Genomic DNA, 20,547 nt, shown 5'->3' on the forward strand with positions numbered 1-20,547 from the left:
TAATGAGGTTCCACCGGCGCCGCAAGCGGGCACAATCTCGAACAAGGACTTGGCAGAGGGCAACGCACATGAAGATCCTGATTGTCGAAGATGAGCCAAAGACGGGCGATTACTTGCACAAAGGCTTGCTCGAGGCGGGTTTCGTTGTCGATCTCGCACGCGATGGTCTCGATGGGCTGCACCTGGCATTGAGCGGTGACTACGACCTGATCGTGCTCGATGTGATGCTGCCGTCGCTGGACGGCTGGGCGGTGCTGAAGACCGTGCGCCGCAGCGGCCACGAGATGCCGGTACTCTTCCTCACCGCACGCGACGGCGTGGAAGACCGGGTGCGCGGGCTGGAACTAGGTGCGGACGACTACCTCGTCAAGCCCTTTGCCTTTTCCGAGCTGCTTGCCCGCGTCCGCACGCTGTTGAGGCGTGGGCGATCACAGGAGGTCGAGATGCTGCGGGCCGCGGATCTGGAGCTGGATCTGTTGCGCCGCCGTGTCAGTCGCGCGGGCATACGCATCGATCTCACGGCCAAGGAATTCGCGCTGCTTGAGCTCCTGCTACGCCGCCAGGGTCAGGTGTTGCCGCGCTCGCTGATCGCCTCGCAAGTGTGGGACATGAACTTCGACAGCGACACCAATGTGATCGACGTCGCGGTGCGTCGCTTGCGTGTAAAAGTTGACGAGCCCTTCGAACCGAAGCTGATCCGCACCGTGCGCGGGATGGGCTACGTGCTCGAAATTCCGGAGTCTCGCTGAGCGTGCGACCGTGGCCGAGGTCACTGACCACGCGTCTGGCGCTGCTGTTCGCTCTGCTCACCGCCCTCCTCTTGGTTGTCGCCGTTTTGGTACAGGGACATGCCGTCGAAGGTCATCTTCGCGAGCTCGACGATCAGGAACTGACTGGCAAGGTGACGCTCATCAAGAACCTCCTGCATCGCGCGGAGTTGTCCGAAACCCTGTCACGCCGCCTTGACGATGCCTTCATCGGACACGACATGTTGGGGGTGGTATTACGCAACGCCGCGGGCAGGGTTATCTATGCCTTTCGCCCGGACCACTTCGGTGAACTGCAGCTGGCCGATGACGCAGCGCCGGATGTTACGACGATATGGGAAAAAGGCGGCAAGCAATACATCGGGCTGCAAACCAGCGTTGAGGCGCTCGATTTCTGGTCCAGGCCGACACGCTTGAGGGCTCTGGTCGGACTCGATATTTCACATCAGGTGCGCTTCCTGGAAGAGGTACGCAAGCGCCTGTGGATCGACATCTTCCTTGCTGCGATCGTCGCCGCGCTGTTCGCTGTGTTCGCCGCACACAGCGGACTTGCACCGCTGCGCCGAATGACGGCCACCGCGCGCGGCTTGTCAGCCGAACGTCTCGGCGAGCGCCTTGCCGAGCGTGATGCACCGACCGAAGTTCGCGACCTGGTGATCGCGTTCAACGGCATGCTGGGGCGACTGGAATCATCGTTTCGCCGTTTGTCCGATTTCTCTGCCGATCTGGCCCACGAGTTGCGTACGCCAGTCTCGAACCTGATGACCCAAACCGAGGTCGCCCTGTCACATACCCGGAGTCCGGACGAATACCGGGAAGTCCTCGCATCCAACCTTGAAGAGTACGAGCGCATTGCACGCATGGTCAGCGACATGCTGTTTCTTGCCCAGGCAGAGAACGCGTATCTGCCGCGCTTGGCCGAAGCGGTCGATTTGGCCGATGAAGCACGGGCACTGACTGACTTTTATGAAGCGCTGGCTGAAGAGAAGGGTGTGCAGATCGTCGTCGCCGGGGAGGCGACGGTCACTGTTGATCGCCTGATGATGCGTCGTGCGCTTTCCAACCTGTTGTCGAATGGACTTCGCCACTCGTTCTCAGGAAGCATGGTCGAGATTTTCATCTCCCGCCAGGCCAGCTTGGCGACGCTGGCAGTGAGAAATCACGGCGATACGATTCCGGCCGATCAACTGTCGCAGATCTTCGAGCGCTTCCATCGCGCAAGCCCAGAGCGACACCGTCACGGAGAGGGCGCCGGACTGGGGCTGGCTATCACCCGCAGCATCGTCGAGATGCACGGCGGTGGAATCGACGTGACGTCCGACGCTGGCGTAACAACCTTCACGCTGCATCTGCCGCTGGCCTCCGCGGCACCTCCCGCGAATGCTTGAGCAGTCGGCCGTTTCGTGAGGATTTGCTGCTCGCTGAAAAGTGCCCATGGCGGCGCATGCCACCGAAGGTGACTGAATCGTAATCCGGCGGTCATCTCTTCGTGGGGACCCGACTGGCACCATACGCAAAGGTAAAGGATGTTGCAAAACGAGAAAACCGGCTGGTCAGACAGATGCTGGACAGGTGCGAATACCTGGTGTTCGCAGAACGTACAAGACAGCAGACGTTGACCAACGGCAGATCGCTTCTGGCGACCACTCTCGTTCCTGAACACGCCCCTTGCGGGGCTGCTCATTGTTGGTTCTGAACCGGAGAAATATCGTGCAAGTCAGCGCGCTCGCAACTCTGGTTGGCGTCACACCGGATACTGTCCGCTATTACTCGCGTATCGGGTTACTGGTTCCAGCCATCGACGCCGACAACGGCTACCGTCGCTTCAAGGATGCCGACGTCACTCGCCTGCGCTTTGTCTTGCGCGCCAGGCGGCTCGGCTTCCATCTGGACGAAATTGCCGAGATTCTCGGCATGTCCGATCGCGGCCGAACGCCGTGCCCAGTGGTCAGAGAGATCGTCCAGCGGCGCATCGCCGAAACGCGCGAACGAGTGGCCGAGCTGCAGGCCCTGCAGGCGCGCCTGGAACAGGCGCTGGCGCTGTGGGCGGGAATGCCCAACGGCGAACCCGACGGTCACGCCACCTGTGCGTTGATCGACGCGACTGGCGACGAGTGCCAACTCACAACCGAGGCTTGACCTATCAGTAGCTCGCGGGGTCCAGGCTGCGATCTGCGAAAAACTGAACAGTAACCGAAACATGGATATGAACTTGAATCATGAATACGCATGACCATTCCGCGAACGAAACGCCTCGCGACCCGTCTGACGACAGGACCAGCCGACGCGTCAAATGGGTGTTCGGCGGCTTCGCCGCGTTCGCCCTGATTCTGCTCGCCGTCGAGCACCGCACCCATCTGCTTGCCTGGTTGCCCCCCTGGTGGCCCTGGCTGTTCCTGCTGGCTTGCCCGCTGATGCACGTTTTCATGCACGGCGGTCACGGGAGTGACGACGGCACATCCAGCAAGGCCGATGACAAATGAGCGACTCGACCCCTGCCTACGGCCTGTGGTCGCTGGTGGCGATCAACTCTGCTGTGTTCATCTTCTTCGCCTTCAGTTTTTTCGAGCCGCGCAGCAAGCGCGACTGGCGAACGCTGGGCATGTTCTCGGCATTCATCGTCGCACTGTTCACCGAGATGTACGGATTCCCGCTGACTATCTACCTGCTCTACGGATGGCTGACGCAACAGTTTCCGGGCGTTGATTTCCTCGGGCACGACGCCGGTCACTTGCTGGAAGTGATGTACGGCTGGCGATCGAACCCGCATTTCGGACCGTTCCATCTCCTCTCGACGGTCTTCATTGGAGGCGGTTTCTGGCTGCTGTGGGCAGCGTGGCGCGTGCTCTACGCGGCGCAGGCGAGCGGCACCTTGGCCGCGACCGGACCCTACGCGCGGCGCACGCCAGCCTTCCTGCCGCGTTGGCCCGTCGCTTCCGGGACCGCAGCAGTGAGTTGGAAAAACGAGGAACGTCCATGACGCGCGTCACGAGGCTCGTATTGGCAGGCCTGGGCGTCGTCGGGGCCGGAGTGGTCCAGGTCGCCGGGGCAGCCACGGCGACTGGCGAATCGACCTACCAGTCCAGTTGCGTCGCTTGCCATGGTGCGGATGGCGGCGGCGTGCTGCCTGGCGTTCCCGATTTTACTGCCACGGACGGCCCGCTGGCCGTCGCTGACGAGGTACTGGTCAAGCGTATCGCCGAAGGCTTTCAGAGCCCCGGGTCACCGATGGCGATGCCACCGCGGGGCGGCAACCCGGGTTTGCGCGACGAGGACATCAGGGCGGTCGTGCGCTACATGCGCCAGGAATTCGGCGTCAGATGACAAAACGAGCGCTCGGACGCTATGACCAGACGCACCAAAGCCTGACGAAATCTACTCCCACAAAAAAGGATATCAACATGAAATTCACCTTGAGTCTGGCCGCAACGGCCATGGTCATGACCCTCTCGGCGCAGCCGGCCTGGGCCGGCCTGACCGTCTACATCCCGCTCGGCTCGGCCAACAAGGTCATCGCCGTCGACGCGGCGAGCAATCGCATCACCGCCACTTACGACGGCGTCGACAATCCGCACGGCCTGGTCGCCACCCCGGATGGTGAATACCTGGTCGCCGGCAGCCTGTCCGAGACACCCTTGCCACAGGGCGCCGCGATCGATACGCCGAATAGCAAGCTGGCGGTGATTCATCCCGCGCACGGCCACGTCATGTCGACCATCCCGGTGGCCGGGTGGACGCATCATCAGGCGATCACACCCGATGGTCGCTATGTGCTGTCTACACATCCGACGCGTGGCGGCATCAGCGTCGCTGATCTGACCGAGAACAAGGTCGTCCACACCGTCGCCACCGGGCCGGCGCCGAACTACGCGGTGGTGACTCCCGATGGCAAGCGCGTCTACGTCAGCAACAGTGGCAACGGCACGATCAGCGAGATCGATACGGCGGACTGGAAAGTCACGCGCACCCTGGAGGCCGGGGCCTCGCCCGAGCACATGCTGCTGGCACCCGATGGCAAACGGCTTTACGTGGCCAACGCCCGTAGCGGCGCGGTCAGCGCGGTTTCACTGGAAACCGGCAAAGTCGAGCGCGAATACGCGATGGGCAAGCGCCTGCACGGGCTCGACATCAGCGACGACGGCCGCTGGCTGTTTGTCAGCCTGATCTCCGAAGACAAGCTGGTGGCACTCGATCCGCAGACGGACGAGCGCCACGTGTTGCCGCTCGCACCCGCGCCGTATCACCTGGGTGCTGTGCGCGGCACCGGCAAGCTCTACGTTTCCAGCCGCAAGGAAGCGAAGATCTGGGTCGTAGACCAAACCTCGCTGAAACTGCTGGACACCATCCAGCTTCCCGGCGGCGAAGGGCATCAGCTGGCAATCGTGCCTTGAGAAAAACCGCTTGACCTGTGAGCGACACACAGGTCAAAACTGCTAGCAGTACTACCTGGAAAGGACAGCCATGGACCCGAAAACACGGTTGAGCGGGAACGACCATCATCACCAGCCCGAACATTCTCACGCCACGCACGGCTTGCACCACGACCATGCTGCAGCCGACGTCACGACGGTAAAGGATCTGGTCTGCGGCATGTCTGTCACTCTTGGCGCGGGCAAGCCGAGCTTCGAGTACGACAGGACGACTTGGCACTTCTGCTCGCAGAAATGCCGCGACAAGTTTGCGGCGGACCCGGCGCACTACCTGACCGGCGCGCACAAGAAGCAAGCGGAGCAAGCGCCTCCAGCACCTGCCGGCACGCAATACACCTGCCCGATGCACCCGGAAATCGTTCGCGACGCACCCGGGGATTGCCCGAAATGCGGCATGGCGCTGGAGCCGATGGGCGTTCCGACCGGCGACGAAGGCGCCAATCCTGAACTGGTCGATTTCAGGCGCCGGCTATGGATCGGTGCGGTGCTGACCGTTCCCCTGCTGGTGTTGACCATGGGGCCCTTCCTCGGTCTGGGCTTCGTCCGCGATTTGCTCGGTGAGCGCACGGCGCAATGGGTCGAGCTGGTCCTGGGTACGCCGGTGGTACTGTGGGCCGGCTGGCCTTTCTTCGTTCGCGGCGTCAAGTCCGTGGTCAACCGCAGCCTCAACATGTTCACGCTGGTCGGCCTGGGTGTCGGCTCGGCGTATCTGTTCAGCATCGTCGCGGTCCTCTTTCCTGGCGTGTTCCCGGATGGCTTCCGCGACGCGCAGGGACATGTAGGCGTCTATTTCGAGGCCGGCGCGGTGATCGTCGTCCTGGTTCTGCTCGGTCAGGTGATGGAACTCGGCGCGCGCGCGCGCACCGGCTCGGCGATCCGAGCGCTGCTCGATCTCGCCGCCAAGACGGCGCGCGTGATCCGTGCCGACGGGCGCGAGGAAGAAATACTTCTCGAGGAAGTCGTTGTCGGCGACCGCGTGCGCGTGCGCCCGGGCGACAAGGTGCCGGTAGACGGCGTGGTGGTCGACGGCCGTTCGTCGATCGACGAGTCGATGATCTCGGGCGAGCCGGTGCCCGTGGAAAAGGTCGCTGGCGACCCGGTGACCGGCGCGACGATCAACGGCACCGGCTCGCTGATTGTGGAAGCGAAACGTGTCGGAGGCGATACGGTGCTCAGCCAGATCGTCGACATGGTGGCCAATGCGCAGCGCTCGCGTGCGCCGATTCAGAAGCTCGCCGACTCGGTTGCCGGCAAGTTCGTTCCGGCCGTGATCGGCATCGCCATCCTGGCGTTCATCGTCTGGGCGATCTGGGGACCCGCGCCGGCGCTTTCCTATGGGCTGGTAGCGGCCGTGGCCGTGCTGATCATCGCCTGCCCTTGCGCATTGGGCCTGGCGACGCCGATGTCGATCATGACCGCGACCGGGCGCGGCGCGCAGGCCGGCGTCCTGATCAAGAACGCCGAGGCCCTGGAGCGCTTCGCCAAGGTCGACACGCTGATCGTCGACAAGACCGGCACGCTGACGGTGGGCAAGCCGAAGCTGGTCGCGGTGCTGCCCGCTGCCGGACATGAAGAGGCCGAGGTCCTGCGCCTCGCGGCGAGCCTGGAACGTGGCTCTGAACACCCGCTCGCCGAGGCGATCGTCAGCGGCGCCGAAGAACGTGGCGTCGAACTGGCCAGCGCCGAAGAATTCGAGGCACTCACCGGCAAGGGCGTCAAGGGCGTGGTTGACGGTCAGGCTGTTGCCCTGGGCAATGCGGCGCTGCTCGCCGAACTGGGCCTCGATGGCGGCGCGTCCAGTGAGTTCGTCGAGGCGGCAAACGCCCGTCGCGACCAGGGCGAAACAGTGATGTTCGTCCTCATTGGCAGCGAAATCGCCGGCCTGGTGAGCGTCGCCGATCCCGTCAAGGAGACGACGCTTGAAGCGCTCAAGGCGCTGCACGCCGAGGGCCTGACGATCATCATGGCGACCGGCGACAACGAACGCACGGCGCGTGCCGTTGCCGGCCGCCTGGGCATCGATGAAATCCGCGCCGACGTACTGCCCGCGGACAAGGCGCGGATCATCAAGGAGTTGCAGGCCAAAGGCCACAAGGTGGCGATGGCCGGCGATGGCGTCAACGATGCACCGGCGCTGGCGCAAGCCGACGTCGGCATTGCCATGGGCACCGGCGCCGACGTGGCCATCGAGAGCGCGGGGTTCACGCTGGTGAAGGGTGACCTCAACGGTATCGTGCGGGCACGGCGCCTGGCGCGCGCGACGATGCGCAACATCAGGCAAAACCTGTTCTTCGCGCTGGTCTACAACGCCGCCGGCGTGCCGGTAGCTGCGGGTGTCCTGTATCCCTTCCTGGGCATTCTCGTTTCACCCATCTTTGCCGCCGCGGCGATGAGTCTCTCATCGATCTCGGTGATCAGCAACGCCTTGCGGCTGCGCAGGACCCCTATCTGACTTGATGGAGAAAGCGATGCCAACAGAAACCAAAGTAAAAGACGTGGTGTGCGACATGATGGTCGAGCCGGATAGTTACCGCTTCTGCTATCAGGGGAGAGACTATGCGTTCTGCTCAGCGCAATGTCGCGAGCGTTTCGAGGCCCATCCGCACTTGTATGTCGGCACACCGGGTCATCCCGCGCCGAAGAAACAGGGGCTGGTGGTGTTGAAGCAACGACGGTTTGTCGTGGATGGGGCGCTCGACGAGACTCAGGCGAAGCAACTGCAAGCACAGATCCACGCAATGATGGGCATCAAATCTTTGGCAGTGAATGGCGCGGAAGTAGTGGTGACCTACGATCTGCTGCAGGCTACTGCTACACAAATTGAAGCGGCTCTCGATCAAGCCGGGGCACATCTCGGCAACGGCTGGGGAGAGAAGTTGCGCCGCGGGTTCATCCATTTCACCGAAGAGTGTGAGATCAACAACCTACAGGGTAGTCCACCCGCAGGATGCCACTGACGACTTATCCAATCCTCTGGCCACGGCAGCGGCAACAATACCGGGATAGTCCCAGATCGGATTTGCCATCCGCAGCAATGCAAAGGAGAAACACATGGCGATCTATCGCGGAACCCCCGTCTATTTCGAGTCGCGCGAGAACCGTGATCGCTTTGAAGCGTCGCCCGACCAGTTTCCGAGTGTGCAGGCGGTAAAGCCGGCAGAACCCGGTCGCCGGCATGGCTGCCGCTGAACCGGGCACTCTTCGGCAACCAGAAAATGCGAATGCTACCTGACGAAAACGACTCCCGAATGACCGAGAACGAAACCTCCCGAACGATTTCCACAGTGCACCAGGAGTTCGCGCCAATCGAGATCGTGGGCGCCGGACCCGCCGGTCTGGCTGCCGCGATCACGCTTGCGCGGGGCGGCAGGAAGGTTGTGCTGCATGAAGCGCAGCGCGAGGTCGGCCATCGCTTCCAACGTGATCTTCAGGGCCTCGAGAACTGGTCTGGCAAGGGCGACGTGCTCGAAGTTCTGCGCGGTTCTGGAATCACGACCGATTTCGTTATGGCGCCCTGCACCCACGGTATCGGCTTCGATGCCTGGGACCGCCGCTACCCCCTGCGCAGTTCGGCGCCGATCTGCTATCTCGTGGAGCGCGGCCCGGGGCGCGGCAGCCTCGACCGCGCGCTGCTCGATCAGGCCCTGTCGCTGGGGGTCGAGCTGCGTTTCGGCAGCCGCAAGGACCAATTGCCCGGCGCGGGTATCCTGGCCACCGGCCCGCGTTCGGCCAGCGTCATCGCGGTCGGCTACCACTTCGAGACATCCCTCGCAGACGGCTTCTGGCTGGTCCTCGACGATGCCCTCGCGCCGGGTGGCTACGCCTATCTTCTGGTGATGGGCGGTCGTGGCACGGTCAAGAGCTGCATGTTCAAGGGTTTTGCCGAGCAAAGAACCTACGTCCAGCGCACCGTCGACCGCTTCCGCCGTCTGCTCGGTTTCGAGATGCAGCATGCGCGCTTCCACGGTGGCGCGGGCAATTTCTTCGTACCGACAACAGCCCGCCGTGGACACCACCTGGTGGCGGGTGAGCAGGCAGGATTTCAGGACGCGTTCGCCGGTTTCGGCATGCGATACGCGATCCTGTCGGGCGTGATGGCGGCGCGCAGCATGCTGGAACATAACACCGACTACGACGACCTGTGGCGGCGAGAGATGAAGGGCCTGATCGACACTGCCGCGTTGAATCGAGCGGTCTACGACCACCTCGGCAACCATGGCTATCGCTGGTTACTGCGCGCACAAGCGCCGATCAGCGACACCACGACGTTTCTGCGCTGGCTCTATGGACCGTCGCACCTGCGACGCCTGCTGCTGCCCTGGGCGCAGCGGCGCTTGCTGGCCGTCGGCTAAACGACCTCGACCGCGCGACACCCGAATGCAGCAGCATCACCACAAGACTCAAGTCATGCCGACTTCAGAGACCTATTTCAACGCAACGCAAGGAGAAAATGATGAGCAGGGACGACAGCAAGGCAATACAAAGAAAGCGCGAGGACCGCGATCCAGTCTGCGGCAAGCGCATCAACCGCAACAAGGCGCACATCACCCTTCAGTACAAAGGCAATGAATACCTCCTTTGTTGCCCGATCTGCCAGGCGGAGTTCGAGCGCGATCCGGAGCGCTATCTGCAGTGAGTTTCGATGGCGGCGCGATCTCGGTACAAGCTGATTGTTCAGGGGCCAGGGCCGACGTGCAACGGGCGTCATCTGCCTTCCGAGTGTCCGCCGCTTGCGTTTTCTCGACCGCGGCGGCGCCTGTTTGGTGCCACCTTGCCGGGCGCCGGATTGGCTGGAAGCCGCGATGATGCTTAACAGAGAGGAAACCCGGGATCTTTATCGCCGACGCGCGAAACGATATGACTTGTCAATCCAGCTCTATCGGCTTTCTGGATTCGCGCCAGAAAACGCAGTGATGCGCTACGCAATCGATGCTTTCTGAAACGCCAACCCAGCAAAGCCGGAGAAAACAGATCTCCAAGAAACTCGTACTGCTCGCCCTTGCCGCCGCATTCAGCCTGCCAACACTGGCCGACGAGGCCGCCCTGAAGAAGGCGGTTGAAGCCAAGCTCGGAGCTGCGGTCACCAGCCTTACCAGGACGCCCTATCTCGGGCTCTATGAGGTCTACGCCAACGGCCGGGAGGTCATCTACACCGACGAGAAGGTTTCGGTGCTGCTCGTCGGCTCGCTGATCGACGGCAAGACGATGAAAAACGTGACCATCTGCACTTTCCTCTATCCGATCCTCTCGCCGAATTCTATCGAGAAGTCCAACACCGCGTTGTTCCCAGCCATCGATGGGGGACTATAAGTGCGGAACCGCCGAACGTCCCGATAGAAGCCATCGTGTGACGACTTCCCGGACTGCCGGTCGGGTACTCGTCTCTTATGTGCGCTGACGTACAGGCTGACTTGGACGAAAAGCGGAGTATCCGGTGAGCGCCGTATATTACCCGGCATGTCTGGGGATTGCGGAAAGAGATCCCGCACGGAATGGCTGAAACCGGGCAAAGAGTATGGCGAGGTGAATCCGAACCGTTGCCATGTCCTACAGAACCACAACGAACGACGAGGTACACCTCACAGGCCCTCGATAAATCGTTCTCGAAATAGCCGGAGGCGCTTGATGAACGAGCACGGACACACAGGCAAGGAGCACAAAGAGCACCAAGGCCATCAAAACCACCATGCTGACATGGCGGCGGATTTTCGCCAGCGCTTCTGGATCTCGCTGGTCCTGACCCTGCCAATCCTCATCCTCTCGCCGCTGCTGCAATCGCTGGTCGGCCTGCGCGAAACCATCCGCTTCTCCGGCGACGTCTATGTTCTGTTCGGTCTTTCTTCCGCGGTCTTCTGGTATGGCGGCTGGCCGTTCCTCAAGGGACTGTTCGCGGAAATCAAATCCCTTAAGCCCGGAATGATGACCTTGGTCGCCGTCGCTATCGGCACCGCCTATCTCTACAGCAGTGCCGTGGTGTTCGGCCTCACCGGCAAAGTGTTCTTCTGGGAGCTGGCCACCTTGGTTGACATCATGCTGCTGGGGCACTGGATCGAGATGAACTCGGTGATGGGCGCGTCCAAGGCGCTGGAGGCGCTGGCCAAACTCATGCCCTCCGACGCGCACAAACTCATGCCCGACGGCAGCGTGAAAGACGTGCCCTTGGGCGAACTGGCGGTGGATGACAAAGTTCTGATCAAACCGGGCGAGAAGATCCCCGCCGACGGTGTTGTCGTCAAGGGCGAGAGTTCGGTCAATGAAGCGATGCTTACCGGAGAATCGACTCCAGTCATGAGGAAGGCCGGCGGCAAGGTCATTGGTGGCTCGATCAACGGCGAAGGGGCGCTCACCATCGAGGTCAAAGGCACTGGCAAGGATTCCTTTCTGTCGCAGGTCATCGACCTGGTGAAGCAGGCTCAGGAAAGCAAGTCGAAAACCCAGAAACTCGCCGATACCGCTGCCATGTGGCTCACCATCATAGCGCTGGGCGGCGGTGCGATTACCTTCCTCATCTGGCTGGTATTCATGGACCAGGAAATCGCTTTCGCCATCGAACGCGCGGTGACCGTGATGGTGATCGCCTGCCCGCATGCGCTCGGTCTCGCCGTGCCCCTGGTCGTCGCGGTGTCTACGGCCCTGGCCGCGGGCAACGGGCTGCTCATTCGCAATCGCCCTGCGTTCGAAAGCGCCAGAAAACTGCAGGCGGTCATTTTCGACAAGACCGGCACGCTCACCGAGGGTCGCTTTGGCGTGACCGACACTCTGGTACTTGCCGATGACATCAACGAAGACACTCTGCGCAAATACGCGGCTTCCGTGGATGCCAACTCCGAGCATCCGATCGCCAAGGCGATTGCCAATGCCTCGGAAACCAAGCTACCCGTGGAAAACTTCAAAAGCATCCCCGGCAAAGGCGCCGAAGGCAGGGTCGAGGGCAAGGAGATCAAGGTGGTCAGCCCGGGCTATTTGAGCGAGCAGAACATCGATCATGGCGATGAGCGCGTCCAGCCGTTGCAGGCCCAGGGCAAGACGGTGGTGTTCGTCCTCGCCGACGGGAAGCTGAAAGGCGCAATCGCCCTGGCCGACATCGTCCGGCCCGAGGCGAAGCAGGCCATCGATGCCCTCAAGGCGCTAAACATCCGCTGCATGATGCTCACTGGCGACAATAAGGCGACGGCCAAATGGGTATCGGACCAGCTCGGACTGGATGAATACTTCGCCGAAGTCCTGCCCCAGGACAAGGCCGCCAAAGTGAAGGAAGTCCAATCCCGCGGCGTGCTGGTGGCCATGACCGGCGACGGCGTGAACGACGCTCCGGCGCTGGCGCAGGCCGATGTGGGCATCGCCATTGGCGCCGGTTCCGATGTGGCGGTGGAAACCGCGGACATCATTCTGGTGCGCAGCAACCCGCTCGATGTCGTTGCCATTGTCCAGCTTTCCCGCGCCACCTATCGCAAGATGATTCAGAACCTCGTCTGGGCGACTGGCTACAACGTCGTCGCCATTCCGCTGGCGGCCGGCGCGCTCTACGCCTGGGGTGTATTGCTCACACCCGCCCTGGGGGCGGCGCTGATGGCGGTAAGCACGGTGATCGTGGCCATCAACGCGCGGCTGCTGAGACTGAAGGCCGGGTCAGAGCATGAAGCCAAAGCGAAGCCTAAACCTGAAGATAAAGTCGAGGCCAACGCCGGCCCTAAGTCCAAAGCCAAAAAATGACCAAGCTATTGAAGAACGAGAACACGAGGTTTCGATGTGCCTGAGACGTCGTGAAAATCGGAATCAAAAGACAGTGACCGCAAGAACCAAAAAGGAAACCACGCCATGAACGAACACATTGAACATTCCGGAGCCTGGGGCATCGCGCTGATCGTGATCGTCGTGGCTTCGTGGTTTCTCTACCGCTATCTCGCGCCCAAGACATGGAGGGAGTGGGCGAGTGCCGGCGTGATACAGGCCTTCATCATCGCCCTCTATGCGGAGATGTACGGATTTCCGCTCACCATCTACCTGCTCATACGGTTCTTCGGCATCGATCAGACCGATCTTAATGCCAGCCTTTGGTCCACGCTGCTGGGCTTCGGTGAGATGGGCATGATGATCGCGATGCTCCTCGGGTACTTTATTCTGTTCACCGGTCTGGGGATTTTCATGGCGGGGTGGCGCGTCCTCCATCGTGCTCGCCAGGAGAAACGTCTCGTAACGGACGGACTCTACGGATTGGTGCGACACCCCCAATACACTGGGCTTTTCATCGCAATCTTTGGCGAAGGTATCGTCCATTGGCCGACTATTTTCTCCGTCGCGCTCTTCCCCGTCATCATTGTCGCCTATGTCCTGCTGGCGCGAAGTGAGGAGCGCAAGATGGTGGAACAGTTCGGTGAAGAATACCTCGCCTACCGGCTTCGCGTGCCCGGGTTCATCCCGCGCTGGGGGCAATGGGGCGCCATGACCACCGCGCGAGACGATACCCCTGCCTGAAATATCTCAAGACCGCGGGAAACCGAAGTCGAAATGTCAATCACAACTGACAATGGAGAGACATGACCATGAACGAAGCAACAGCCGTGACCAGAGACCCTGTGTGCGGAATGACCGTGGATCCAGCGACGGCCGTCCACGCCGAACGCGATGGGAAAACGTTCTACTTCTGCGGCGAGTGCTGTCGGACAAAGTTCTTCTCCACTCCGGCTGACGCCAAACCGAAGCACAAGTCTGGTGGCTGCTGCAGCTAGGTCTTTAGCAATGCTCTCAACGTAGCACGCCAATAGCATAAATACATCAGCGCGGCCGGCAAACTGGTTGAACGTTGGGGATGTACCCGGCAAAGTAGCTATCCCATTGATACAGAGGTAAAGTTTTATATGCTGTGATTTTTATGTCAACGTCGTTGACTCGTTCTCTAACCTCCTATTTTCTCAATCTTTTTTCATTTAGTCGCGTTTGACGGAGAAGGCTTTATCCCGAACAGGCATTCTCAGTTTTCCCCGCCTGATCGCCTGCCTGCTCGGTGGATACACGTCCAAAGTGCAGTCTGAACTGGACGCCTTCTTCACCAACGTGGCGAAACTGTGCAAAATCCCTGAGGTTCCACGCCAAGTGCTGCATTGAATTTGCTCGACATATTCTGGAACGCCACGAGTGCGGTTAGCTCGATGATGGCATCATCGTCGAAATGTACGCGCAGGCGGGCGAAGTGCTTCGGTGTTGTCTGTCGGTCAGACCACGTCATCGCCTCTGCATAGGCGAGCGCAGCTTTTTCCTGCTCCGAGAACTTCGTGCTGTCCTCGAAAACCGGGAGGTCGGCAAGCTTCCCCGGATCCACGCCGCGTTTCAGCACGGTCGCAGAATTGATATCCACGCAGAACGCACACCAGTTGATCTGCGACACCCGCACGGTGACCAGCGATCGCAAGGCGGGCGCCAACGGCGATGCCCGCCGGTCGAGCGCGCCATAGAGCGTGGCGAGCGCGGCGAAAACCTTGGGCGTGCGGCCCCACAGCTTTGCCGGTTCAAGCACCGAGCCATAGCGGCGCCGCTGATTCCAGAAGAACAGCCTGACGTACCAGGGAAATCGATGGGCCTTGGATGAGTCAACAAAAGCCATACACTTTTCTCCAGGTGTCCGCTGGCGCAAACTCGGATCACTCCGGCGTCGTTGACATCGGTAGATCGTGAGACATCGGCTCGCGCGGTCGGGTCCGACGACGAAGTGCCCGCTCGACCAGCTAGCCGAGGTCGGCTCGACGCCTTGGCGCGGAGCTACTCGCACGATTCGTCAGTTGATCAAGCCTTCCTTAGCTGCGCAGGTAGGCAAGCAGGTCTTCCCAGTCGCGACTGCCCATCGACCAGCGCGGCATGTCCTCATCCAGGGGATTCCCGGCCGGGTCGGCACCCTGGAAGACTGCGCGTCGCAGGGTGTCATCGGTGTACCGTTCGTGCCCCCCGTGACCATCGCCGTCGTGGTGTTCGCCGAAAAGTGCCTCGCGGCTAAGGGGCGGTGCCGTCTCCCAAAATTTGGGCATCATCCGCGCGCCGTGACGGTCAGAGCCGTGGCAGGTTGCGCAACCGCCGCCCATCATGCGCATGTGCAGATTTCCACCCTTGCGGGTGATCGCATCGCCGGATGCGCTGGTGCCAGTGAAGTAGATACGCTCACCGTTGTTCGCATAGCGATCCGGGACCACGGAGTTGCTCATCATATGCCCCGGCCCCATATCGCAACCGGAAATAAGGATAGCCAACAACCCTCCCAGCAGGGATGTCACTCGTCTAACAGGGATCGCAGTGTTCATGGAGATCTTGGCTCTATCACTTTCTTGTGAGTTGATCTTGGGCTTGAGGTCATTTGGCCGTTCGGTTGGCATCGGCCAGCGCGTGCTGCTGTCCTTTCCGGCGAGTGCGAGAACTTGCCCAGTGCATCCCGGTGGCAACGGCAACCAGCACAGCGCTTCAGGAAATGATCTGGGTGCCGGCGCCTCGTAACCGACCAGTCCGTGCAACAGGTACGGCTGCCAAGGCGGCGGTGGGGATAAAGCCGCGCTTCCTGAGCTTCTTTAGCAGCAAGCTCTGCGTTCTTTGTCAAAACCAGAAGCGCAGGCCGGCAACCCACAGAGTGTCACTTGTTCGGGTGCCCTCGGCGCGGGCCAAGTCGGCTGTCTGGCCGAACTTGCTGGTCCATTCGACGCCCACATACGGCGCGAACTGGCGGGAGACCTCGTAGCGCAGGCGCAAGCCAGCTACCGCGTCGGAGAGGCCGCTGCCGGTGCCGCGGGCGGTATCGTCCTTGCCGTAGGCGTCGATTTCGACGCGCGGCTGGAGAACCAGGCGCTGCGTGAGCAGCAGCTCGTACTCGGCACTCAGGCGCCATGCCGTGCGTCCTTCATCGCCCACGTAGCCGGTCAAGTCCAGCTCGAACCAGTACGGCGCGAGTCCTTGTACGCCGAAGGCGGCCCAGGTTCGGTTGGGTCCTTTTCCCGAATCAAAGCGCACGCCGATCTGCGTGTCCCAGTAGCTGGCGATGGCGTGACCCCAGAGCACTTCGCTGCGCGCTTCCTCCAGCTTGCTGTTGGCGTAGTTGCCCTCCGCCTTGAGTACCAGGCGATTGTAGTCGCGGCCGAACCAGGCTCGCGCATCGTAGGAGGTGGCATTGCCATCGCCGCCATACACCCGCTCCAGGCGGTCGAAGAGCACCGTGCCAAAGCTGTGTTCATCGGCGAGACGCAAGCGCTCCGGCCCGGGGAGGGCATACTTGCCCGTGTCGAGCGTATAGCCGTCGGAGTAAGCGTTCGGGTCACGGGCGTCGGCGGGCGCCCTGCCGCCCTGCATCTGCAGGTCACCATGGTCCATGCCTGCCATGCCGCCCGGAGCATCAGCCGGATGGGTCTTCGTCTTGCCGCTGTCGGCATCGGGCACGGTGGCAGACTCCATGGTTCCGTGATTCATTCCGGACATTGGCGTCGCGGGTGCGGCGGCGGGCGCTGGTGACGGATCGCCATGATGTCCCGCGTGTTCGTCGGCCGTTGGCACCGATTGCGCCCACGCGGTGGCTGCTCCCGACAAGGCAATGGCCAGGGCCAGCGCGCTGAATCGCTGCAGCGTTTTCTCCCTTCTGACTGAAGCGCTCATGTCACCACCACCTCGCGGAACATGCCCGCGTCCATGTGGAACAGAAGGTGGCAGTGCCAGGCCCAGCGACCGAGCGCGTTCGATGTTACGAGAAAGCTCAAACGCTGGGCGGGCTGCACTGGAATCGTGTGCCGCCGGGCCTGGAATTTCCCGTCTGATGATTCGAGTTCGCTCCACATGCCGTGCAAGTGCATGGGGTGGGTCATCATCGTGTCGTTGTGCAGGATGACCCGCAGGCGTTCGCCGTAGTTGAAATGCACCGGGGTCGATTGGCCAAACTCGAGGCCGTCGACCGACCAGGCGTAGCGCTCCATGTTGCCGGTCAGATGGAGCTCGATCTCGCGCTCTGCCCCGCGCGGGTCTAGCGGGCCGCCGATGGTCGACAGGTCGGCGAGAGTGAGCACCCTGCGGCCACTGTTGCGCAGGCCGACACCCGGGTCGTCGAGATTGGTGCGCGGCATATCCACGCGCATGTCGGTACTCGGGCCGTACTCGGTGCGGGCATGACGCACGGTCTGGCTGGCAGTCGCCAGGCCGCCCGTGGGCATGCCGTGCTGGCTGTGATCCATGGCCATCTCGCCGTGGTTCATGCCGGCCATGGCACCGTGGTTCATCTGACCTGCGGCAGCATGATCCATGCCGCCCATGGCGCGGCTGGTCATCCCGGTGCCCATCGCGCCCATCATGTCGGCCATCGTCAGCCGCTCCGGAGCGTCGACTTCGGGCACGTTTGCACTCACGCCTTCACGCACGGCCAGCGTCCCGCGGGCATACCCGCTGCGGTCCATCGATTGCGCGAAAATGGTGTAGGCCTCGTCTTTCGGCTCGACGATTACGTCGTAGGTTTCACCCGGGCCGAAGCGGAACTCGTCGACGCTTACCGCCTCGACATCGACGCCATCCGCCTGAACCACGGTCATTTTCAGGCCCGGGATGCGCACGTCGTAGAAGGTGTTGCCGGCGCCGTTGACGAAGCGCAGGCGTAGCCGCTCGCCGGGACGGAACAGGCCGGTCCAGTTGCCGGCCGGCGTGGTGCCATTCATCAGGTAGGTGAGCGTCGCCGCCGACAGGTCGGCCAGGTCGGTCGGACTCATGCGCATTTCGTTCCACATCTTGCGCTTGCCGACCGCCGCCTGCAGACCCTCGCGCGAGGCATCGCGGAAGAACTCGACTGCCGTTGGCTGGTTGTAGTTGTAGTAGTCGCTCTTGCTCTTCAGCTTGGCGAACACCTGCATCGGGTCCTGGGCGGTCCAGTCGGACAACTGCACCACCAGGTCTCGATCGGCGCGGATCCTTTCGCCGTCACGCGGCTCGATGATGATCGTGCCGTACATGCCGGTAATCTCCTGCATGCCGGAGTGCGAGTGGTACCAGTAGGTACCACTCTGCTCGATCCGGAACCGATAGGTGAAGGTTGCACCAGGCGCGATGCCAGGGAAGCTGATGCCGGGCACGCCGTCCATCTGGTAGGGCAGGATGATTCCATGCCAGTGGATCGAGGTCGCTACGGGCAGGCGATTGGTGACCCGGATGGTGACCTCATCACCCTCGCGCAGGCGCAGCGTGGGTGCGGGAATCGAGCCGTTGATGGTCGTCGCCATGCGTGGAGTGCCGGTGAAGTTCACCGCGGTTTCGGCGATGACCAGATTGATGTTCGCTCCCGACAGTATCGGCATCGCGGCTGCCGAGCCCTGGCTGGCAGCCGCCAGAGCGCGGCCAACGAAGGACGACAGTCCCGCCAGCACCCCACCGGCCGCAAGGCCCTGCACAAATCGCCGCCGTGGCGGGTGTGGAACGGCGAGCGAAAACGGCAAACGATTCGTCATCTTTCAATGGTCTCCAAGCGGAAATGGCGTCGCCGTGCGGCGCGGTGCGACGGATCACTCTGCAGGCGGGAAAACTGCACTGGAGCGAGCATGGCATAGCGACGCGGCACTGTCAGGAAGATGAACACATCATTACAAAACTGTCGGTTTTCGAGCCCGGTCAGTCGGCGCTGCCGGGGTCACCTTTAAGCCGCCCATGGCCATCGCGTGCCTGGTGCCGGTACACGTCGATTGACGAGGTGCAGGCAGCCAAAACGTGCCGGTGCGAGTTGCCGACGCATCCGACCGATCCGGTTCAACGACTGAGGGTGACCTTATCGGATGCCGGCCTTGCGCTGCTCGAGCCGCACATAGGCGGTGATCTGCGCGACGTCGTCCGGGGTCAGGCCGGGAACAGGCGGCATGTCGCCGAACTGCCAGTGGTGCGCCCGCGAGCCACTTTTTACGGCCAACTGGAAAGCCGCGTCGCCGTGATGCGAGGGTTCATAGATCTTGCTCAGCATCGGCGGCCCCTTGTCGCTGCCTTGCAGTTTAGCGCCGTGGCAGGAAGCGCAGTTCTTCTCGAACAGGACCTTGCCTGCCGTCGGGTTGGGCATCAGCCCGGGGCTCGGCTGCGGTACTTGAATGTCTTGCGCCGCGACCGGCAGGCTGATCGCCAACGCGACGATTACCAGCGCGAGCAGACAAAGCTGCAGGCGGGTGTTGCGCTGGTTTGCGGAAATCGCCAGCGAGCGATTGGGTGACTGGTTCACTTATGCGTTTCCCCCATGGTCGTGATGGCGGCCAGCGCCTGGCGGCGCTGCCGAGCAGCACGAATGTGGTACCGGCTTGGCATGTGCTTCTGCATTGGCCTTCCGCCAATCACGAAAGCTGGCCAGAAGTCGTTTCAGCCAGTGAATCATTTGCCTTATTTCCCTTGACTGCCATGCGCTCCGGGCGTCATGGGCATCCCTTGCTTACCCTGCATGCCCGTGTTGCCTTGGCCACCGCCCATCGGGCAGCCAGCGCCGAAGTCTTTCATCATCGCTTGCATGTCGTCCATCTGTGCCGCCATCATCGGCATGCGAGCTTCGCCTTCAGTCTTCTGCATGGTTTGCATACGCGCCTGCATGGTCTGCATTCGGGCCTGCATCTGATCGTGCGGCGGGTTCGCCGGCGCCGTTTTCTCGGCAGCCAGCAAGGCGACTGGTGCGCTCAGCGCAGTGACCAAGGTGATCATCAGGATCTTGCGGGACAGGGTTTTCATGGCTATTCCTCTGATTGGTTAGCGGCTCGTCTGTGGCAATACACCACATCCACGAGTATTGACGATCGATACCGACAACGACCTGACACAGGAATTACATTTTTGTCATCTGCGTTCTTGTTTGGTCACGCCCCACGGTAAATGGGCGTTGGCATCGACGACCGGCTGCCGACGCACGCCGCGCCGATCCCGGTTTGACTCGCTCAACATGTGATGCAGCGCTTGGTAATGGCTGTTGGCCACCGCTTCCGCCATACATTCCACGTTCCGGCGCGAACTCGGTCTTCGACGTGCGCCGGGCCCCAGACGTTTTTCAGCAGTTGGCGACGGGTCAGCACGCAATCGGGATTGGCGATCAGATCGCTGAGCAGCCGGTATTCGATCGGTGTCAGGTGGATCGGGTTGCCATTGCGCACAACGCTCACCACCCCGCTGCTTGGGGTTCGCGCGCAGGCGTGGCGTCCGAGGGCGGCTGGCTGCCGTTTCTACACGAAACGACACAGAGCCGCCACTCAGCGGTCCCAAAGGGCTTGGTCAGATAGACGACGACAATGACAAAAGGCGGGTCGGTCGTCTGGAGAACCGATCTCGCTGCATTCGGTGGCACTCTCTCAAGAAAAGCGCTCCCTGCCGGCAGGGGCAAATGTTTACACCAT

The 20,547-nt window shown here is 61.8% G+C and carries 23 protein-coding genes and 1 pseudogene; 17 read left to right on the forward strand and 7 right to left on the reverse strand.

The features are described from left to right. Window positions 1–68: 68 nt before the first annotated feature. From ACCAA_RS17985 to ACCAA_RS18065, 17 genes and pseudogenes are all read left to right on the forward strand, one after another. Window positions 69–749 (forward strand): heavy metal response regulator transcription factor, encoded by a 681-nt coding sequence (locus ACCAA_RS17985; protein ID WP_186408634.1) that lies wholly within the window; start codon window positions 69–71, stop codon window positions 747–749. Beyond that, on the forward strand, window positions 746–2,155 hold the full coding sequence (locus ACCAA_RS17990) for a heavy metal sensor histidine kinase (RefSeq protein ID WP_186408718.1): 1,410 nt from the start codon (window positions 746–748) through the stop codon (window positions 2,153–2,155). Before ACCAA_RS17985 ends, ACCAA_RS17990 begins: the two co-directional genes overlap by 4 nt. 322 nt (window positions 2,156–2,477) lie before the next feature. Next, the gene (locus tag ACCAA_RS17995; protein ID WP_186408635.1) at window positions 2,478–2,906 is read left to right on the forward strand and encodes a MerR family DNA-binding protein; all 429 of its coding nucleotides are present in this window, start codon (window positions 2,478–2,480) and stop codon (window positions 2,904–2,906) included. An 80-nt stretch (window positions 2,907–2,986) separates the two neighbouring features. Next, window positions 2,987–3,250: a DUF2933 domain-containing protein gene (locus ACCAA_RS18000; protein WP_186408636.1), complete on the forward strand. Its 264-nt coding sequence runs from the start codon at window positions 2,987–2,989 to the stop codon at window positions 3,248–3,250. After that, window positions 3,247–3,696, forward strand: a pseudogene (locus ACCAA_RS18005) (isoprenylcysteine carboxylmethyltransferase family protein); the annotation flags it as partial. The gene ACCAA_RS18000 and the pseudogene ACCAA_RS18005, both read left to right, overlap by 4 nt. Window positions 3,697–3,743: 47 nt before the next feature. Further along, window positions 3,744–4,091 carry a c-type cytochrome gene (locus ACCAA_RS18010; protein WP_186408637.1) on the forward strand — a complete coding sequence of 116 codons (348 nt, stop codon included), beginning with the start codon at window positions 3,744–3,746 and terminating at the stop codon, window positions 4,089–4,091. 77 nt (window positions 4,092–4,168) lie between these two features. Next, window positions 4,169–5,158, forward strand: coding sequence for a YncE family protein (locus tag ACCAA_RS18015; protein WP_245754658.1), 990 nt, complete (start codon window positions 4,169–4,171; stop codon window positions 5,156–5,158). Between the two features lie 70 nt (window positions 5,159–5,228). Continuing rightward, entirely contained in the window at window positions 5,229–7,649 is a 2,421-nt protein-coding gene (locus ACCAA_RS18020; protein ID WP_186408638.1) for a heavy metal translocating P-type ATPase, read from the forward strand. A 16-nt stretch (window positions 7,650–7,665) separates the two neighbouring features. Next, the gene (locus ACCAA_RS18025) at window positions 7,666–8,154 is read left to right on the forward strand and encodes a YHS domain-containing protein (protein WP_186408639.1); all 489 of its coding nucleotides are present in this window, start codon (window positions 7,666–7,668) and stop codon (window positions 8,152–8,154) included. Window positions 8,155–8,248: 94 nt separating this feature from the next. Continuing rightward, entirely contained in the window at window positions 8,249–8,386 is a 138-nt protein-coding gene (locus ACCAA_RS18030) for a hypothetical protein (protein ID WP_186408640.1), read from the forward strand. A 59-nt stretch (window positions 8,387–8,445) separates the two neighbouring features. Further along, window positions 8,446–9,549 (forward strand): NAD(P)/FAD-dependent oxidoreductase, encoded by a 1,104-nt coding sequence (locus ACCAA_RS18035; RefSeq protein ID WP_245754659.1) that lies wholly within the window; start codon window positions 8,446–8,448, stop codon window positions 9,547–9,549. Between the two features lie 98 nt (window positions 9,550–9,647). Next, complete coding sequence (locus ACCAA_RS18040) at window positions 9,648–9,833, forward strand: YHS domain-containing protein (RefSeq protein ID WP_186408642.1); 186 nt, start codon at window positions 9,648–9,650, stop codon at window positions 9,831–9,833. A 94-nt stretch (window positions 9,834–9,927) separates the two neighbouring features. Continuing rightward, window positions 9,928–10,137, forward strand: a complete 210-nt coding sequence (locus tag ACCAA_RS18045; RefSeq protein WP_186408643.1) for a hypothetical protein — start codon at window positions 9,928–9,930, stop codon at window positions 10,135–10,137. Beyond that, the gene (locus ACCAA_RS18050; RefSeq protein WP_245754660.1) at window positions 10,127–10,507 is read left to right on the forward strand and encodes a disulfide isomerase DsbC N-terminal domain-containing protein; all 381 of its coding nucleotides are present in this window, start codon (window positions 10,127–10,129) and stop codon (window positions 10,505–10,507) included. The genes ACCAA_RS18045 and ACCAA_RS18050 overlap by 11 nt, the downstream gene beginning before the upstream one ends. A gap of 315 nt (window positions 10,508–10,822) precedes the next feature. Then, complete coding sequence (locus ACCAA_RS18055; protein WP_186408644.1) at window positions 10,823–12,910, forward strand: copper-translocating P-type ATPase; 2,088 nt, start codon at window positions 10,823–10,825, stop codon at window positions 12,908–12,910. Window positions 12,911–13,015: 105 nt separating this feature from the next. Next, the gene (locus ACCAA_RS18060) at window positions 13,016–13,672 is read left to right on the forward strand and encodes a methyltransferase family protein (RefSeq protein ID WP_186408645.1); all 657 of its coding nucleotides are present in this window, start codon (window positions 13,016–13,018) and stop codon (window positions 13,670–13,672) included. Window positions 13,673–13,740: 68 nt separating this feature from the next. Beyond that, window positions 13,741–13,926, forward strand: a complete 186-nt coding sequence (locus ACCAA_RS18065) for a YHS domain-containing protein (protein ID WP_342674070.1) — start codon at window positions 13,741–13,743, stop codon at window positions 13,924–13,926. Between the two features lie 317 nt (window positions 13,927–14,243). Here the strand turns inward: ACCAA_RS18065 and ACCAA_RS18070 are convergent, their stop codons facing one another. The 7 genes from ACCAA_RS18070 to ACCAA_RS22785 form a co-directional block, all read right to left on the reverse strand. Further along, complete coding sequence (locus tag ACCAA_RS18070; protein ID WP_186408647.1) at window positions 14,244–14,798, reverse strand: carboxymuconolactone decarboxylase family protein; 555 nt, start codon at window positions 14,796–14,798, stop codon at window positions 14,244–14,246. 190 nt (window positions 14,799–14,988) lie between these two features. Next, window positions 14,989–15,486 (reverse strand): cytochrome C-like protein, encoded by a 498-nt coding sequence (locus ACCAA_RS18075; protein ID WP_245754661.1) that lies wholly within the window; start codon window positions 15,484–15,486, stop codon window positions 14,989–14,991. Between the two features lie 286 nt (window positions 15,487–15,772). After that, window positions 15,773–16,819: a copper resistance protein B gene (locus ACCAA_RS18080; RefSeq protein WP_186408648.1), complete on the reverse strand. Its 1,047-nt coding sequence runs from the start codon at window positions 16,817–16,819 to the stop codon at window positions 15,773–15,775. Further along, window positions 16,816–18,645 (reverse strand): copper resistance system multicopper oxidase, encoded by a 1,830-nt coding sequence (locus ACCAA_RS18085; protein WP_186408649.1) that lies wholly within the window; start codon window positions 18,643–18,645, stop codon window positions 16,816–16,818. The genes ACCAA_RS18080 and ACCAA_RS18085 overlap by 4 nt, the downstream gene beginning before the upstream one ends. 314 nt (window positions 18,646–18,959) lie before the next feature. Continuing rightward, the gene (locus ACCAA_RS22240; RefSeq protein WP_245754662.1) at window positions 18,960–19,397 is read right to left on the reverse strand and encodes a c-type cytochrome; all 438 of its coding nucleotides are present in this window, start codon (window positions 19,395–19,397) and stop codon (window positions 18,960–18,962) included. A gap of 155 nt (window positions 19,398–19,552) precedes the next feature. Beyond that, window positions 19,553–19,891: a hypothetical protein gene (locus ACCAA_RS18095; RefSeq protein WP_186408650.1), complete on the reverse strand. Its 339-nt coding sequence runs from the start codon at window positions 19,889–19,891 to the stop codon at window positions 19,553–19,555. 203 nt (window positions 19,892–20,094) lie between these two features. Further along, window positions 20,095–20,316: a winged helix-turn-helix domain-containing protein gene (locus ACCAA_RS22785; RefSeq protein WP_425394499.1), complete on the reverse strand. Its 222-nt coding sequence runs from the start codon at window positions 20,314–20,316 to the stop codon at window positions 20,095–20,097. Between the last annotated feature and the right edge of the window lie 231 nt (window positions 20,317–20,547).

Source organism: Candidatus Accumulibacter aalborgensis (genome assembly GCF_900089955.1).
In the GTDB taxonomy this organism is placed as follows: domain Bacteria; phylum Pseudomonadota; class Gammaproteobacteria; order Burkholderiales; family Rhodocyclaceae; genus Accumulibacter; species Accumulibacter aalborgensis.